Consider the following 14,559-nt stretch of genomic DNA (forward strand, 5'->3'; position numbering starts at 1 on the left):
GATCGGCCCGGTCGGTCCGGGACTTCGTGGCGCTGCTGGGCGATCTGCGTGACCTGCTGCCGAGCGGCCCGCTGGCCGTGATCGAGGCCGTGCTGGAGCGGACGGGCTATCTCTCCGAGCTCGTCGCGGAGGACACCATCGAGGCCCAGGGGCGGGTCGAGAACCTGCGGGAGCTCGTCGGGGTGGTCCAGGAGTTCACCGAACGGCGTCCCGACGGCAGCCTGGCCGAGTTCCTGGAGCAGGTCTCGCTCGTCGCGGACGCGGACCAGATCCCCGACGACGACGGCTCCGACGGCGTCGTCACGCTGATGACGCTGCACAGCGCGAAGGGTCTGGAGTTCCCGGTCGTGTTCCTCACCGGGCTGGAGGACGGTGTCTTCCCACACCTGCGCACGCTCGGGGATCCGACCGAGCTGGAGGAGGAACGGCGGCTGGCGTATGTGGGTGTCACCCGGGCCAGGGCACGGCTGTACCTCACCCGGGCCCAGGTCCGCAGCGCCTGGGGGCAGCCGGCCTACAACCCGCCCTCCCGGTTCCTCGGCGAGGTTCCGGATGCGCTCGTCGAATGGCGCCGGCTGCCCGAGCCGGCTCCGACCACCAACAGCGGGCGCTTCGCGGGCTCGAGCTCGAGCGGGGCAGGCGGCTTCGGTGGCGCCGGTGCGAGGCCGGCGAACTCCCCGTTCGGGGCGAAAAGCTCCCGGCCGGCCGCTCGCCCGATCATCGACCTGAATCCCGGCGACCGGGTCACCCACGACACGTTCGGCCTCGGGGTCGTCGTGGCGACGAGCGGGGTCGGTGACTCCCGCCAGGCCAAGATCGACTTCGGCTCCGACACCGGGACGAAGGATCTCCTGCTGCGGTACGCGCCGGTGGAGAAGCTCTGAGCTGAGGCCTCGGGCCACGCGCCCGCGCTGCCGCGCGCAGCGCGGGCGGCAGCGGGGTCAGGCGCACGGCTCAGTACGTGACCCCGTGGCCCGCGAGCCAGGCGAGGGGGTCGACCTTCGTCCCGTACTGCCCGTTGAGGCGGACCTCGAAGTGCAGGTGGGGGCCGGTGGATTTCCCGGTGTTCCCCTCCAGTCCGATCTGCTCGCCGGTGTCGACCTCCTGGCCGACCCGGACGTCGATGCGTGACAGGTGGCCGTAGCTGGTCACCACGTTGTTCTCATGCATGATCTGCACGAAGTTTCCGTAGCCGGTCTCCCAGCCCGCGTAGATGATCGTCCCGCGGTGCGCCGCGTGGATGGTCGTTCCGTGGGGAGCACCGAAATCCACGCCGATGTGGTGGTTCGAGCCGCCGAATCCCTGGGTGACGCGGGCCTCGATCGGGCGAACCCAACGTGCCGCCGCCACCCGTTCCGCCTCGGCGGCGGCCGCGGCGTCGCGCTGGGCCAGCGCGGCGGCTGCCACGCGGGTGGCGACCAGGTCCTTCGCCTCGAGCAGCTCGGCCATCCGGCGTTGGTCGTCGGACACCTCGGTGTCGATCGGCCCGCTCAGATCATCCGCGCCCGCCGTGGACACGACCTGCACGGTGCCGGACTGGCCTGCTGATGTTCCGCTGGCGGACGCCGCCAGCGTGCTGCCGGTCCGTCCCGGCTGGTGCTGGGCCGCGGTCTCGGAATGCGCGATGCCGGTGGCATTGATGAGCACGAGGCCGATGGTCGAGACAACCGCGGTGGCGGCGCCGGTACGTCGCAGCTGCACGGAGACGAAACCCGATCTTCCGGGTGCGGAGTCGTCCCACTCGTCGGTGACTGAGGCGTTCCGACGTAGGTGCGTTCCGTGCTCGGATCTCGGGAACGGCGGTCGTGTCAACACGCACTCCCCTGGTCACAAGGCACCCGTCGGACGAACCAGTCGGGTGGGAGGGCCCTTAAACCGATGAGGAGGCTACACCGTCTCTTTCTGGCAGATAGTTCCAACTAGCCGCAAAGATGTAGCACTTTCGGGCTGGTCCGTCGTCAGACCTGTCGCCGTCGTTGCCGGCCGCGCTCCCGCTGCTGATGCCGTGGGTGCTGGTGCCGCAGGTGTTGCCGGCTGAGCCGGGGTGAGCAGACGGGTGGTCAGCTGCGCCACCGCGCCGCAGAACGGAAGACCGTGGTGCCCGACGCCGTCCACCAGGACGTTCTCGGCGAGCAGATCGGGGTGGTTGAGCCTGGCCTCGTCCGGTCGCACCACCGTGTCCAGGCTGCCGGCGACGGCGACGAACCTGGTGCGCAGGCCCGGGGCCGGTTCGGCGAGCTCCTGCAACAGGGCGGACCCCGGCCGCAGCTGGGCCAGCACCCGGTAGGCGACCGCCCTCGGCAGGCGGCTGGCGAGCCGGGTGCCGTTGTGGGGCGACGCCAGCGTGATCAGAGTGCGCACGTACTCGTCCCCGCCGAGCCGCTGCACGTAGTAGCGCGCCACCAGGCCGCCGAGCGAATGGGCGACGATGTTCACGTCCGGGTGCCCGTGCCGCCGGACGGCCTGCTCGACCGCGGCCGCGAGCGCAACGGCTGCGGCCTGGACACTGGTCGCGAACAACGGCACGTCCACCGAGGTCACGGTGGTGAATCCGCGGCGGCGCAGGGAACGCTCAAGCCGCGCGAACACCGACCGGTTGTCCACCAGGCCGTGGATGAGAAGAACGGGCGTCCCAGCAGTTGCCGGATCGCCGACGATCAGGCCGCGTTGGAGCGGGGTCAGGTCCGCCAGGCGATAGCGGTCGGTGGGGCCGTCGTCACGGCGCCGCCCGACCACGGCAGCCGGGTAGAGGGCTGCGTGCGTGGCGATACAGGCCGCCTCGACCATGAGGCCCTTCACACCGTCGAACTGCGTGGCCCCGAGTCGGGTGAACAGTCGGGTGTCGATGACCGTCCCCTTCGTGAGGACCTGTCCTCGTGGCAGGTTGGGCAAACGACGTTACTGAAAGCCAACCAAGCCTGTCGACCATTTGTCATGCCTTGCCGCAAGGCGGACATCCGCGTCACGAAGCGTGAGGTCGCACAGAAGATCTGCGACCCGTAGTGCCAGCCCGGGCAGGTCAGCGTCACAGCGGTCCAGGACGGCATCGGCGAAACCCAGGGCGAGCAGGTCGTCGGGCCGCAGCCCCGCGCTGTCCGCCGCCGCCGCGAGGTCGATGCGCAGGGTCGTGGCCGCACCTTCGGGAGCCAATGCGGTCAGGTACCCATCCGGCGAAACCAGGACGACATCGGCACAGGCCGCCGCGAGTGCCCCGCCGGAGCCGCCCTCACCGACGATGATCGAGATGGTCGGGGAGGGGCAGGTGAGCACCGCCGCCATGGCCGCGCCGATCTGGGGCGCGATTCCCGCGGCCTCGGAGGCCGGTCCGCAGGCCGCACCCGGGGTGTCAACCAGGGTCAGCAACGGCAGGCTGAGCCTGCCCGCGAGACCGGCCGCCCTCGAGAGCAGGCGGTAGCCGTCCGGCCCTGGCGCACCACCGCGCTGCGCGGCCACCGCCACTCCCACGGCCGCGAGCCCCGTGGGCAGCAGCCCGATCCGGGCCCGCACCGTCCGGTCCGGCCCAACCAGGTCGACGCCGGCCGCCAGCAGGTCGGCCAGGATCACGCCGGCGGGTCGGCGCGGCCCCTCCCTCGCCGCCAGCACCTGCTCCCAGCCGCTCCGGCGCGGGCCCGTTGCCTCACCGGCGAGCGGTGCCCGGCCGGCGGGTGCCAGATCGGCGGGTGCCAGATCGGCGGGTGCCCGATCGGCGGGTACCCGATCAGTGGGTGTCAGATCGGTGGACGTCTGGCCGGTGGATGTCTGATCGGTGGGAGCCTGGCCGACGGGTGACCGATCGGGTGGCGCGACCGCGCGCAGTGCGTGGCCGAGCCAGCTGGCCACGGCCGACGGCTCCACGGCGGCGTCCACCAGACCGGCGGCCGCGGCGGCCAGTGCCGTGTGGCTGTCGCTGGGCGGAAGCGCGCCGGTCACGGCCGCCACGACTCTGGGCCCGGAGAAGCCGACGGTCGCGCCGAGGACCGCGCAGCGCAGATCGGCCTGGGAGCCGACGGTCACCCACATGCCGCCGGTGGTGGGCTGGTCGGAGACGGCGATGTGCCCGAGACCCGCCGCGGCCAGATGGCCGAGCGCGATGGACACCCGGGCCAGGCCGACCAGGCCGGCGACGCCTTCCTGCAGTCGGGTTCCGCCACTTCGCACGAGCGACACGAGCGGTCGGCGGCCCGCGATGGCCGCGTTCACCGCCGCGGTGAACGCGGTCGCGTCCGCCTCGCCGAAGCTGCCGCCGTGGATGGTGAAGTCCCAGACCGCGACAACGGCCGGTACGCCCTCGACGGGGCCGGTGCCCCACCACAGCGCCGGGCGGCCGTCGTAGTCCGGCCAGCCCAGGCGGTTGGGCGCCGCCGGGCCACCCGGCTGGCGGACCACGTCGGCCAGCAGGTCATGCCGCCAGTCCCGGGCCGGCGTGGTCGTCTCGCGTCGCGCCATAACCACAGATCTTCACCGGGGCGGGGGCCGGCGGCGCGCTGACGTGTGGGATCGCTCTCGCCCACACCCGTGCTGCCCCGGGGCCGTGCTGGGTCGTCCGGAGTGGGCCCCTCGGTGAGCCTTCTGGATCCTCGGCGCCCGGCGGACGAGATTGTCGCTGCTAGTCGCGGACCGCGTCGTCGAGCGTCATATGGTTCGGAATAGTCTGGTCTGCTCTGCTCCTGGAGCGGTCACATCGCGCAGGCCGGACAACGGCCGGATACAGGGCCAGGTAGAGGGGAGTCATGCTCACACCGCTGACGGAGGAAGACCCGCGGCAGGTCGGTCGGTACCGGCTTCACAACCGGATCGGCGCCGGCGGCATGGGGACTGTCTACCTGGGCTTCACGCCCGCTTCCGAACCGGTCGCCGTGAAGGTCGCGGCCGCCGAGCTGTCAGAGGACGAGGAGTTCCGGTCCCGCTTCGAGCGGGAGGTGCGGGCCGCGCTGCGGGTCCGCGGTGGCGCGGTGGCCAGCGTGCTCGACGCGGACACGACCGCGTCACAGCCGTGGATGGTGACGGAGTACGTCGAAGGCGTGAATCTGGCCGACGCGGTCCGTCGGCGCGGCCGGCTGGAACCCCATCTGGTCCGTGGTCTCGCGGTCGGCCTCGCCGACGCGCTGGTGGCGATCCACGCGGCGGGCGTCGTCCACCGGGACCTGAAGCCCTCGAACATCCTGCTCGCCTGGGACGGCCCCAAGGTCATCGACTTCGGTATCGCCCAGCTCACCGACAGCGCCACCCTGACCAGGAGCGGCCATGTCATCGGCACCCTGGCCTGGATGGCGCCCGAACAGATGCGCGGCGAGTCGGCCGGAACACCCGCGGACGTCTTCGCCTGGGCAAGCTGCGTGACCTACGCGGCGACGGGGCGCCATCCGTTCCACGCCGACGCCCCCGACCTGCTGGCGCAGCGCGTTCAGCGTGACGATCCCGACCTCGACGGACTGCCGGGGTACCTCCGCGAGCTGGTCGGCCGGGCGCTGTCCAAGGAGGCGCGGGACAGGCCTGTTCCAGCGAGCCTGCTCGCCGCACTCGTCGGGCACGAGGTCCGTGGCGTGGCCGAGGCCGACCGGGCGGCCGGATCGATCCTGGAGCAGACCTGGACCGGCCCGTCCCCGGCATTCGGCATCCCGGAGGCGCCGACGCCACCGCGGCCGGGCGGCGAGCATCGTCGGGCGGAACGCCCGGTGACCGGTGGCTCGCCGGCGGGATCGTCGCCGCAGGGGCCCGGCCCGTTCGGCCCTCCGCCGCCGGCGTCGGCCTTCCGTGCGACGTCCGGCCCGGGGGTGGCCCGGCGAGGTCCGAGCGTGCCGGGCACCCCGGCACGGCCGGCTCCGCCAGGCCATCCGGTGCAGCCCGTACCGCCGGTGCAGCCCATACAGCCGGGGCAGCCCATACAGCCGGTGCAGCCCAAACAGCCGGTGCAGCCCAAACAGCCCGTGCAACCGGTGCCGCGGAAGCCGCAGGTGTCCAGTCCCCTGGCCGCGCCGCCGGCCTGGGCTGGCTCGGGCGCCGATGGCACGCGCGAGCGCTGGGAAGCGGCTCGTACCGGTGCGCCGAACTCCCAGGGGTCGGCCGATCCCACCTTTCGCCCGGCTGACCCGATGCCTCCGGGAGCACCACCGGATCCACGATCGTGGCCCGCGGCGAGGGGCACGGGGGCATTTCCCCCGGAATCGCGTCCCCCGGAATCGCGTCCCCCGGCATCGCCCGGGGCCGCCTACCCGCCGGCTGGTGCGTCCCCGGGGGCTGCGGCCGCGCGTCCCGCCGGAGTGCGGCTGATGCTGGCAGGGCTGCTTGAGCAGTGGAACCTCTGCGCGTTGCTCTCCCTCGCGCTGGGCATTCTGTGGATCTTCGGGGTGGGCAGTGTCGCCGCGGTGGTGCTGGGCCTCGTCGCCCGATGGCAGCTTCGCCGCCGGCGTCAGCGGGGATCTCTCGCGGCCACGGTGGGCATCGGCCTGGGCTGCCTCGGTATCGCCGCCACCGTGGTGGTCGGCGCTCTGGTTCGGGCGATTTTCTGAGAAGCCACGAGCGCGCTGGTGGCGTTCATCTCGTCCGTGGGCTGATCAGCGCTCGGTTTAGTTGTGTGAGATCGGACATACCTGAGTCCGGCTGGGGGGTGTGAGACCATCAGCGCTTCGCGCACGTCCAAGGGCGGTCACTGTCCGCCACGAGGCGCACTGCTGCGTGGCGTCCCTTCGGTTGCCGGTGCCGGCGGCCGCCACGGGCTCGAATAGCGCAGGATCATGCCTGCCTGACGGCGGTTCTGCGCGGCCGACCACCGCCACGAAAGCGCTGTCATCCGCCGCGGCGACCGCGCAGCGCGACGAGGTCGGTCGTGGCCCAGCGTCGGTCCGGAGGTGACCGGGATCAACTCAGGGTCACGGCCGAGGGTCGAGCGTCGGAGGGGCCTCGTCAGTAGGCTCGCAGGCGTTCTGTGCATCCCCTGACCGACCGCATCCGACTGGACGGACCGTGGATCTCTTCGAATACCAGGCGAAGAAGCTTTTCGCCGAACATGGCGTACCGGTACCAACCGGGAAGGTTGCCACAACCCCTCAACAAGCACGTGAGATCGCGACCGAGCTCGGCGGCAAGGTGGTCGTCAAGGCTCAGGTCAAGACCGGAGGTCGCGGCAAGGCCGGCGGTGTGAAGGTCGCCGACGGCCCGGAGGACGCCTACGAGAAGGCGTCGGCCATCCTGGGGATGGACATCAAGGGCCACACGGTCCACTCCGTCCTCGTCGAAGAGGCGAGCGACATCGCGGAGGAGTACTACGCCTCCTTCCTCCTTGACCGCGCCAACCGCACCTTCCTGGCCATGGCCTCCCGTGAGGGCGGCATGGAGATCGAGGAGGTGGCGGCGACCAACCCGGCCGCCCTGGCCCGGATCCACATCGACCCGCTGACCGGTGTCGACGCCGCGAAGGCCCGCGAGATCGCGGTCGCGGCCAAGCTGCCCGACGCCGCTCTCGACGGCGCGAGCACGCTGCTGGCGAAGCTGTGGAAGGTGTTCGTCAAGTCCGACGCCACCCTGGTCGAGGTCAACCCGCTCATCCTCACCGGTGACGGTCGCGTCGTCGCGCTCGACGGCAAGGTCACCCTGGACGAGAACGCGGACTTCCGGCACCCGGAGAACGCCGACCTCGTCGACGTCGCCGCGGTCGACCCGCTGGAGCAGAAGGCCAAGGAGAAGGGCCTCAACTACGTCAAGCTCGAGGGCCAGGTCGGGATCATCGGCAACGGTGCCGGCCTCGTCATGTCGACGCTGGACGTCGTGACCTACGCCGGTGAGGAGTTCGGCGGCCAGAAGCCGGCGAACTTCCTCGACATCGGTGGTGGCGCCTCCGCCGAGGTCATGGCGAACGGCCTGTCGATCATCCTGGGCGACCCGTCCGTCAAGAGCGTCTTCGTCAACATCTTCGGTGGGATCACCGCCTGCGACGCCGTCGCCAACGGCATCATCCAGGCGCTCGACATCGTCGGGAACGTCACGACCCCGCTGGTCGTGCGCCTCGACGGCAACAACGCCGAGGAGGGCCGCCGGATTCTGAAGGAGGCCAACCTTTCGGTGGTCAAGCCGGTGGACACGATGGACGGCGCGGCGAAGCTCGCCGCCGAGCTCGCCGCGGCCGCGGCCTGACCTGGGTCGGAGGACATAACCGATGGCTATCTGGCTCGACGAGAACAGCCGCATCGTGGTGCAGGGCATCACCGGCGGCGAGGGCAGCAAGCACACCCGGCGGATGCTCGCATCGGGCGCGAAGGTCGTCGCCGGTGTGAACGCGCGCAAGGTGGGGCAGCAGGTCGAGGGCGTACCGGTCTTCGGCTCCGTGGCGGATGCCATGGCCGAGACCGGCGCGAACGTATCCGTGATCTTCGTTCCGCCGAAGTTCACCAAGGACGCCGCGATCGAGGCCGTTGACGCCGCGATCCCGCTGGCCGTGGTGATCACCGAGGGTGTCCCGGTCCACGACACCACCGAGTTCTTCGCGTACTCGAAGTCAAAGGGCACGACGCGGATCATTGGGCCGAACTGCCCGGGAATCGCCAGCCCTGGCGTCTCGAACGCCGGCATCATCCCCGCCGACATCACTCCTGGTGGGCGGATCGGTCTTGTCAGTAAGAGCGGCACGCTGACTTACCAGATGATGTACGAGCTGCGCGAGTTCGGTTTCAGCACCTGCGTCGGTATCGGTGGTGACCCTGTCATCGGTACGACACACATTGACGCGCTCGACGCGTTCCAGGCCGACCCCGGCACCGACGCGATCGTCATGATCGGCGAGATCGGTGGCGACGCCGAGGAGCGCGCCGCGGCGCACATCGAGGCGCACGTGACGAAGCCCGTGGTCGGCTACGTCGCCGGTTTCACCGCGCCGGAGGGCAAGACCATGGGTCACGCCGGGGCCATCGTCTCCGGCTCCTCAGGCACCGCACAGGCGAAGAAGGAAGCTCTGGAGAAGGCCGGCGTGCGCGTCGGCAAGACCCCGAGCGAAACCGCGCGGCTGATGGCTGACATCATGCGGTCGTTGTAGCACTGTTCGCGGGGGGTCTTCTTCCACCACGGGGGAGACCCCCGCGTCTGGGCGGTCGAAGGAGTTTCCGGTCGCCGGGGGCGGGGCGCGGACGCGAACGAACGCGAACGCTTTCCGTCTCGCGGTCTTGCTGCGAGACTCCTGCTGTGGTCAGGATGGGCCGTGGGATGATGGTCGGCCCACCTGACCGACCGACCAGACGAAGTGGGGATTTCAGTCGTGGTACAGATCGGTGGTCGTAGTGTCGCGACCAACGACGTCGGGGTCATCGGCGCCGGCGCCGTAGCGTTCATCTTCAGTTTCGTGCCCTGGTTCTCCATCAAGAGCACCTACTACGGCACCTCGTATTCCAATAGCGCCAACGGGTGGAGCACGGATCTCGGCGGCTATTTCTGGGGCTGGCTGGCCATCCTCCTGCTGCTCGCGGTCGCCGGTCTCACCGCGGCCCTGACCTTCGGGAACGTCCGGCTGCCGTCGCTGCCGCTGCCGCTGCCGATCGTCCTGGCGGGTGCTTCGGGGCTGTCGGTACTGTTGATCCTCATCCGCTGGCTCGCCTACCCGGACATCCCGAGCGGCATCGACGGCGGTGCCTCGTTCGGTCTTTTCCTCGCGCTCATCGCGGCCATCGCCCAGACGGTGTTCAACGTGCTGAACCTGCGGGCGGGTACCGGCGTCGCGGGCAGCCCGCCGGCTCCGCCGACCAACTGGCCGGGGCAGGGCCAGCCGCCGTACGGCCAGCCGTACGGCCAGCAGCCGCCGCAGGGCTATGGTCAGCCCCCGCAGGGCTACGGTCAGCAGCCCCCGCAGGGCTACGGGCAGCCGCCGCAGGGCTATGGCCAGCAGCCGCCGCAGGGCTATGGCCAGCCCCCGCAGGGCTACGGTCAGCAGCCCGGCTATGGCCAGCAGCCGCCGCAGGGCTACGGCCAGCAGCCCGGTTACGGCCAGCCGCCGACCGGTGGCGGGTATGGCCAGCAGCCGCCGCAGGGCTATGGTCAGCCGCCGGCGGGCCAGTAGTTCGACCTTTGGGGCGCCGCTCGCATCCGGCGGCGCCCACCGGTACGTGGATCTGACAGCAAGGTGAGGCCAGTGGCGACGCCAGTGGGGGACCGGCCCACCCCGGATTCGGCCGGGGCCGGAATTCTGACCGGTGGGCTCCTTGTACTCGTCTCCGGTTTCCTGCCCTGGTTCACCCCGGCCGACAGCTCCTACCGCTCGGCCGCGTCCTGCTGGTCACTCGGACCGGTGGCCGCGGCGGTGTTCGTGCTCGGCCTCGGTCTGATGTTCGCGGTCGTCCTGCCGCTCGTCGTCCGGTGGTTCCCGTTGGCCCGGCCGGCGTTCGCACGCCTGGTGGCGCTCCGAGCGGCATGGTCGCGGGTGGTGTGGCCCGGGGTGGGGCGGCGGCTACGCCCGCCGCGGCTGACCATCGGTGTGTCCGTCGCGGTGGCGGGTGCGGCCGTGCTCGCGGTGCTGGCCGGATGGCTGATGGCCCCGTCGTTCACCGATCCAGCCCTGCCCGGTCCCGGGCGGGCCGCGGAAGCGGGTGTTCTCCTGCCCTGGCCCCGTAGCGGGCCGGTGATGCCTGCCGTACCCGGGGCCGGTCTCTACCTCGCGCTCATCGGCACTTTGATCGAGCTGGCCGCCTGCGCGTGGGCGTCGCGGCGATCGGGGTTCGGGGCGGCCCTGCGCACGGGCGGCTGACCTCCGGGCCGGCGCGGGCCTATCCACGCGCGACGTCCGCTTCAGGGCACCTGGGTGGGGCTGGCGCGGAAAAGGACCCTACCGAGCTGCCGAGTTGGGCGCGTGCCTACTGCGTGTCCTGTTACCGACGTGGGTCGTTCTTGGATATCTCGGCGTGTTGTCCCGGAAGTGGTCCTCCGCCCGTGCAAGTCTGCCGGCGTGGGTACTCCCGTGCAGAACTCCGGCACTGCCACCGGGGTGAGCCCGGGAGACCGGGCCGGAGCTCACGTGGTCGACGAACGGATTGCCCCGGGGCCACTCACGGCACTCTGGGCGCGCCTCGGACGGCCCGTCGTGAGCGCTGTCGCGACCAGCGCCGCGGGGCTGGTCGTCATCCAGTTCATCGTGCTCGTCGTGTGGGGGACGGACACCAGCTCGGCAGCCGGTCCGGACGATGCCGCCCGGGTCGGCGCTGACCTCTGGCTGCTCGCCCATGGCGCCACGATCCATCTCCCGGCCGGATCGGTCGATTTTCTCCCGGTGGGCCTGGCCGTGCTACCGCTGCTCGCGGCGACGACGGCGGGTCACCGGCGGGCGGCTGGCAACGTCGAGCGGCTGCCGGCATCGGCTCGTGGCAGGCGTCCGCGGGGTCCCCGGCCGGAACAGTCGGGGCAGCCAGGGGAGCAGGCACAGCCAGGGCAGCCGGCGCAGCCAGGGGGGCCGGCGCAGACGGGGCGGTTGTCCCGGGCCGAGATACCGCCGCCCTGGAGAGCCGTGATCCGTGATGTGACCCTCGTGGCGGGTACGCAGACTGTCTTCGTACTGGTGATCGCGCTGATCGTGTCCACACCGGCGGCGCGGCCGGACGTCTTCACCGTGGTTGTCGGAGCGCTGGCGTTCAGCCTGTCGGGAGCGGTGATCGGCGTGCTGTCCGGCTATGGGGCGCTGCGTTCGGCCTGGCGGGCACTGCCCGCTTCGGTGCGGGTGCCCGCCACGGCCGCGTTGACCGCGTTCACCTCGATGCTTGCCGCGGCGGCGTTCGGGGTGGCGCTGGTCCTGGCCGCCACGCTGCCCGAGATCGCGGCGACAGATCGCGGACTCGGCGCGGGAGTCGTCGGCGGAGTGGGCCTCGCGGCCATCCAGCTCGCGATCCTGCCGAATCTCGTCCTGTGGGCGCTGGCCTACACGCTGGGGCCCGGCTTCGCCGTCGGTGGCGGTTTCGTGCGGCCCGCCGAGGTGCAGTCGGCGCTGTTCCCGGATCTGCCGGTGTTCGCCGCGCTGCCGCCCGGTCCGCTGCCGCGTCCTGGATGGCTGGTGCTGGCGGTGGTTCCCTTGATCGCGGGGACGATGCTCGCCCTGTCGGTGCGGCGCGGGATGGTCGGGACTCCCCACCGTGATCGGCTGCGGACCACCCTCGTGGCCGCGGGTGTGGGCGGGCTGCTGCTGATGGTCGTCACGCAGTTGTCCGCGGGCCGGCTGGGCAGTGGGTCCGCGAGGTTCGGGCCCTCCGGGTGGCTGGTGGGTCTGGCGGCGGCGGCGGAGCTCGCGGCGGTGGCTGTCGTGGTGTCCGGCGTCGCGGAGCTGGCGTCGCGGCGGGCCGGTCAGCCCTTCGAGGTCGGGTCGGTCCGGACCGCCTCACTGAAGCGGCGGCTGCAGTCCTCGAGCTCGGCGTCGGAACGGGCCACCCGCCGACATTCCTGATAATGGTGCAGGTCGTCGCCATGCCGTTCGTAGAAGACCCACATGCCGCTGGCGATGGTGAAGGCGATGAGCAGCGAGAGCGCGCCGAGCCCGAGCCCTACGGTGCCCGCCCCACCACCGGCACCGCCCCGGCGGGCCTCAGCCCGGGCCCGCATCCCGACCACGATGGCCGCGATGCCTACCACGCCGCCGACGACCGCGAGGCTGGTGACCAGGGCCAGCGCGCCGAGGGCAACGGCCACTCGCCCGGCGCGGCGGCCGGGTGGCGACGCCTGGCCGGTGGCGTCGCCGCGGCGGATGAAGCGGGCGGTGAGCCGGTCGGGGTACGCGGGCTGTGTCTCGTGGTGGCCCGCCCACCGCGGGCCGGAGCCCGGCGCGGAGGCAGGGTCGTGATCAGGCCGCTCGGACACCGTCTCTCCGTCTCTCCGTCTCGGCGCGTCTGGCATCGCTGCGCGCGCACGGTCGCCCGGCAGCTCCGCCGTCGTCTGCTCCGGCGGTTCCCGCCACGCGCCTGGACGACATCGTAGGAGTCGTGGGCACGTGAACCGGGCTGGCGGGAAATGTCGGCCCATTCCGGTACGGTCCCGCCCGGTTCATCGACGTCGGGAGGTCCCATGCCCCGTCCCTCGAAGGCGCTGCGGGCCGAGTCGGCCCGGCTGCGTGACCTCGGCTGGAGCTACCGCCGGATCGCGGCGGAGCTACGGCTGCGCCATCGTGTAAACGCCCGTGTCGCATACCGCCTCGCCCACGGGTGGACCCAGGAGGAGGTCGCTCACCAGTGGAACGAACGCTGGTCGGGGGCGGGATCCGTCGTCAAGACCGGAAAAGCGATCTCGTACTGGGAGGTGTGGCCGGGCCGGGGTGGGCGGGAGCCTTCCGCGCGGACGTTGGCCCGGCTGGCCGAGCTCTACCACTGCCGGCCAGGTGATCTTCTGGACGGGATGGACTGCGACGATCTGGAGACCAAGCCGGGGCGTGCGCCGGCGGCCGAGCCTTCAGGCCGAGGCGTGAGCAGGTATCGGCACGAGGCCGGCGGGGCCTTCTCCGACTGTCGCGACGGGGCGGCTGGCGACGGGGTTGCCGGCGGCGGGACTGCCGGCGGCGGGACTGCCGGCGGCGGGGCGGCTGGCGACGGGGTTGCCGGCAGTGGGGCGGGTGGCGACGAAGCGGGTGGTGAGGTGCCCGGAGCGGGGCCCGAGCGGCGGCGCGAGTCGTTCGGGGGCTGTGACGGCCCGGATCAGAACGTGGACTGGGTGCGCGCGCCAACAGTGGTGATGGTGCATCAGAGCGGCCCCGAGGATGCTGGCTGGGGCAGCCAGGCCGCCTGACCGGCGGCCGGCCCGGTGCGTTCCGTGCAGGTCCGGCGTGTCTGGAGCACCGAGAAAGTAGATTCGGACCGTCGTCGCTGGCCATCGCCCGCGGATTTCCGAGCTCCCGGCCGGTCGACGTCGGCCGGCCGACCAGTTCACGGAGGGGTCTGTGCCCGCTCGTCTAGTCGTCCTTGCCTCGGGGGCCGGCACCACCCTGCAGGCAGTCCTGGACGCCTGTGCGGACCAGGCCTTCGGTGCGCAGGTCGTGGCCGTCGGGACGGACCGGGTGGGCACCGTCGCGCAGCGCAGGGCCGAGTCCGCCGGTGTGCCGGTGTTCACGGTGCGGCTCGAGGACTGCGCCGACCGCGGCGCGTTCAACGAGCTCACCGCGGCCAGCATCGCGCGGTACGAGCCGGATCTGCTGGTTCTCGCCGGCTACATGAAGATCCTCGGCGCGCAGGTGATCCGGCGCTTTCCCACCGTGAACACGCATCCGTCGCTGCTGCCCGCGTTCCCGGGCGCCCACGCGATCCGGGACGCACTCGCCGCCGGTGTGCAGACCAGCGGCGTGACGGTGCACTGGGTGGATGAGGGAGTCGACACCGGGCCGGTGATCGCTCAGGCGTCGGTCCCGGTGCGTCCGGGCGACGACGAGGACGCGCTGAGGTCACGCATCCAGGCCGTGGAGCGTGGCCTCTTTGTCGACACCATCGGCCGTTTCGTCCGCGGTGAGCTCTCATGGGAGGGCAGGCCGGCGGGTACGTCCGCACTGGGAGGCGCGGGCGCACCCGCGGCGCGTCCGGGGGCGGCGCGTCCGGTGGCGGGGGACGAGGTCGCAGCGGTGGA

Annotated in this window: 12 protein-coding genes and 1 pseudogene; 9 read left to right on the top strand and 4 right to left on the bottom strand. The window is 71.8% G+C overall.

What is annotated here, in order from left to right; genetic code table 11:
• A partial coding sequence (locus FREUN1FDRAFT_RS27175; RefSeq protein ID WP_006543487.1) for a 3'-5' exonuclease occupies window positions 1-884 on the top strand: 884 nt, incomplete at its 5' end.
• A 70-nt stretch (window positions 885-954) separates the two neighbouring features.
• Here the strand turns inward: FREUN1FDRAFT_RS27175 and FREUN1FDRAFT_RS27180 are convergent.
• The 3 genes from FREUN1FDRAFT_RS27180 to FREUN1FDRAFT_RS27190 form a co-directional block, all read right to left on the bottom strand.
• Window positions 955-1,812, bottom strand: coding sequence for a M23 family metallopeptidase (locus FREUN1FDRAFT_RS27180; protein ID WP_006543488.1), 858 nt, complete (start codon window positions 1,810-1,812; stop codon window positions 955-957).
• A gap of 75 nt (window positions 1,813-1,887) precedes the next feature.
• Entirely contained in the window at window positions 1,888-2,892 is a 1,005-nt protein-coding gene (locus FREUN1FDRAFT_RS27185; protein ID WP_006543489.1) for an alpha/beta fold hydrolase, read from the bottom strand.
• A gap of 6 nt (window positions 2,893-2,898) precedes the next feature.
• Window positions 2,899-4,446 carry a carboxyl transferase domain-containing protein gene (locus tag FREUN1FDRAFT_RS27190; RefSeq protein WP_006543490.1) on the bottom strand — a complete coding sequence of 516 codons (1,548 nt, stop codon included), beginning with the start codon at window positions 4,444-4,446 and terminating at the stop codon, window positions 2,899-2,901.
• A gap of 284 nt (window positions 4,447-4,730) precedes the next feature.
• Here FREUN1FDRAFT_RS27190 and FREUN1FDRAFT_RS27195 point away from each other — a divergent pair, with 284 nt between their 5' ends.
• From FREUN1FDRAFT_RS27195 to FREUN1FDRAFT_RS27220, 6 genes are all read left to right on the top strand, one after another.
• On the top strand, window positions 4,731-6,509 hold the full coding sequence (locus FREUN1FDRAFT_RS27195; RefSeq protein WP_006543491.1) for a protein kinase: 1,779 nt from the start codon (window positions 4,731-4,733) through the stop codon (window positions 6,507-6,509).
• A 454-nt stretch (window positions 6,510-6,963) separates the two neighbouring features.
• On the top strand, window positions 6,964-8,130 hold the full coding sequence (sucC, locus tag FREUN1FDRAFT_RS27200) for an ADP-forming succinate--CoA ligase subunit beta (RefSeq protein WP_006543492.1): 1,167 nt from the start codon (window positions 6,964-6,966) through the stop codon (window positions 8,128-8,130).
• A 22-nt stretch (window positions 8,131-8,152) separates the two neighbouring features.
• Window positions 8,153-9,025 carry a succinate--CoA ligase subunit alpha gene (sucD, locus tag FREUN1FDRAFT_RS27205; RefSeq protein WP_006543493.1) on the top strand — a complete coding sequence of 291 codons (873 nt, stop codon included), beginning with the start codon at window positions 8,153-8,155 and terminating at the stop codon, window positions 9,023-9,025.
• Between the two features lie 219 nt (window positions 9,026-9,244).
• Window positions 9,245-10,039 carry a DUF5336 domain-containing protein gene (locus tag FREUN1FDRAFT_RS27210; protein ID WP_006543494.1) on the top strand — a complete coding sequence of 265 codons (795 nt, stop codon included), beginning with the start codon at window positions 9,245-9,247 and terminating at the stop codon, window positions 10,037-10,039.
• 72 nt (window positions 10,040-10,111) lie between these two features.
• Complete coding sequence (locus tag FREUN1FDRAFT_RS27215; RefSeq protein ID WP_006543495.1) at window positions 10,112-10,723, top strand: hypothetical protein; 612 nt, start codon at window positions 10,112-10,114, stop codon at window positions 10,721-10,723.
• 267 nt (window positions 10,724-10,990) lie between these two features.
• Window positions 10,991-12,403, top strand: a complete 1,413-nt coding sequence (locus FREUN1FDRAFT_RS27220) for a DUF6350 family protein (protein WP_006543496.1) — start codon at window positions 10,991-10,993, stop codon at window positions 12,401-12,403.
• Here the strand turns inward: FREUN1FDRAFT_RS27220 and FREUN1FDRAFT_RS42060 are convergent.
• Window positions 12,304-12,813, bottom strand: coding sequence for a hypothetical protein (locus FREUN1FDRAFT_RS42060; protein WP_006543497.1), 510 nt, complete (start codon window positions 12,811-12,813; stop codon window positions 12,304-12,306). The two genes, FREUN1FDRAFT_RS27220 and FREUN1FDRAFT_RS42060, sit on opposite strands and share 100 nt — an antisense overlap.
• 204 nt (window positions 12,814-13,017) lie before the next feature.
• Between FREUN1FDRAFT_RS42060 and FREUN1FDRAFT_RS27230 the strand changes: the two genes are divergently transcribed.
• Both FREUN1FDRAFT_RS27230 and purN read left to right on the top strand, forming a co-directional pair.
• Window positions 13,018-13,731, top strand: a complete 714-nt coding sequence (locus tag FREUN1FDRAFT_RS27230) for a helix-turn-helix domain-containing protein (protein WP_006543498.1) — start codon at window positions 13,018-13,020, stop codon at window positions 13,729-13,731.
• Window positions 13,732-13,882: 151 nt separating this feature from the next.
• A pseudogene (purN, locus tag FREUN1FDRAFT_RS47760) lies at window positions 13,883-14,434 on the top strand (phosphoribosylglycinamide formyltransferase); the annotation flags it as partial.
• Between the last annotated feature and the right edge of the window lie 125 nt (window positions 14,435-14,559).

Origin of the sequence: Parafrankia sp. EUN1f (genome assembly GCF_000177675.1) — a bacterium.
Taxonomy (GTDB): domain Bacteria; phylum Actinomycetota; class Actinomycetes; order Frankiales; family Frankiaceae; genus Parafrankia.